We start from the raw sequence: 1,754 nt of genomic DNA on the forward strand, positions 1-1,754 counted from the left end.
GGGATCGGCACCGGGACCGTGGCCAGGCCCCGCGCGTCCGTGGTCGCCCCGCCGGAGATCTCCTGGGTGACCGGCTCCACCGCCTCGTCGTCGAGGCCGACGGCGTAGCCCTCGAGGCCCTTGATGCCGGAGCCGGAGGCGGCCTGCTGCACGACGACGCTGCCCGAGACGTCGAGCCCGGCGCCCGGGGCGCCGTAGAGGTAACGCGCGGTCACGGCGACCTGCGCGGCCTCGCCCCGGCGCAGGCCAGCCTGCGCCGGCTTGAGAGTCACCTCCAGACGCTCGGGGACGTAATCCTCCAGCAGGAAGCTGGTCTCGCCCAGGGCCGGCGCCTTCGGGTCGCTGTAGGCGGCGATCCGCCAGGTGCCCCGCATGGCCCCCGACAGCAGCGGCAGCGGCAGCGCCCGGCCGCCGAGCCCCTGGTCCGGCACCGAGACCCGGCGATACTCGACCCCGTCCGGGCGCTTCACCACCACGGTCAGCGGCAGGTTCGGCACCGCGGCGCCCCTCGGGTCGCGGAGCAGGGCGGTGATCTGCACGGTCTCGCCCGAGCGGTAGACCCCCCGCTCGGTGAACAGGTAGGCGTCGAGGCCGCCGCTCTCGGGCCTACCCTTCACGCCCCGGTCGGTCAGGTCGAAGGCGCCGAGGTTGAGGTCGAGGAAGCCGTAATCGTCCCCAGCCTGGGCGACCACGAGGCTCGGCGCGGTGCCGCCCTCCCCGCGGGCGAGGCCCGGACCGAACACGGCCCGGCCCTGGGCATCGGTCCTGGCGGTGCCCAGCACTTCGTTGTTGCGGGCGACCAGCCGGATCTCGGCCCCCGGCAGGACCTGCGCGGAGGCGAGCGAGCGCAGGACCACGTTGACCCCGTCCCGCCCCTTGGTGGCGGTGAGGCCGAGATCCGAGACCACGAACCACTGGGTCGCCTGGGTCTCGTATCCGTCCTCGTCCCCGGCGACCGTGCCGGAGGGCCGGGCCACCATCACGTAGATCCCGGGTTCCAGCTTGCCCACCGCCTGCAGGACCGGGAAGGCGGTCACGGCCTCCTGGTTCAGCTCGGCCTTGGCGGTGTCGAGGGTGCCCTTCCAGACGCGCTGGCCCTTCTCGGCCGCAAGCGTCGCAGCATTCGTGCCGCTGAGCTGCCCCAGGAAATCTTCGGAGCGCAGGGTCGGCAGCAGGCTGCGGTCGCCGATGCGCAGGACCTCGACGTCGAGCTTGGCGGCGTTCACCGAGACCAGGGGCACGCCCGCCTGCCCGGTGCGGGGCAGGACGTAGTTACGCCCGGTGAACCGGACCTGCGGGGCGCGGTCGCGGACGTAGATCTCGTAATCCGCGGACTTGAGCAGGCTCTCGCCCACCGCGGACGGCAGCCCCTGGCGCAGGACCACCGCATACCGGCCGCCATGCTTCAGCCCGTCGACGCAGACCTGCGCGTTCTCGGCGGTCACGGCGGCGCTGCTGCTGCCCGAGACCGCCACGTAGGGGGCGTAGTCGGTCTTGGGGACCACGGGCTCCGAGAGGGTGAAGCACAGGCGTGGCGCGGCGGCATCCGAATCGACCTTGTAGTCGAGGATGCGGAAGCCGTGCTCGGCCCGCAGGGCCTCGTAGGTCCGGTGCATCGCGGGCAGATCGTCGAGGGCCAGGCTGGCCGCGTAGGCGTTCAGGGCCGGCCGCCAGTTGGATTGCCCGGCCTCCACGGCGCCGAGCTGCGCCAGGGAGGCCGCCGCGTCGGCGGGCGAGCCGGCGCGCTCGTAGGC

Annotated in this window: 1 protein-coding gene; it reads right to left on the reverse strand. The window is 73.5% G+C overall.

Annotated features, from left to right (window positions below; genetic code table 11):
* The coding region (locus FV228_RS28750; protein ID WP_246694065.1) for an MG2 domain-containing protein at positions 1-1,754 on the reverse strand (1,754 nt) is incomplete at both ends.

This window comes from Methylobacterium sp. WL18 (assembly GCF_008040015.1).
In the GTDB taxonomy this organism is placed as follows: domain Bacteria; phylum Pseudomonadota; class Alphaproteobacteria; order Rhizobiales; family Beijerinckiaceae; genus Methylobacterium; species Methylobacterium mesophilicum.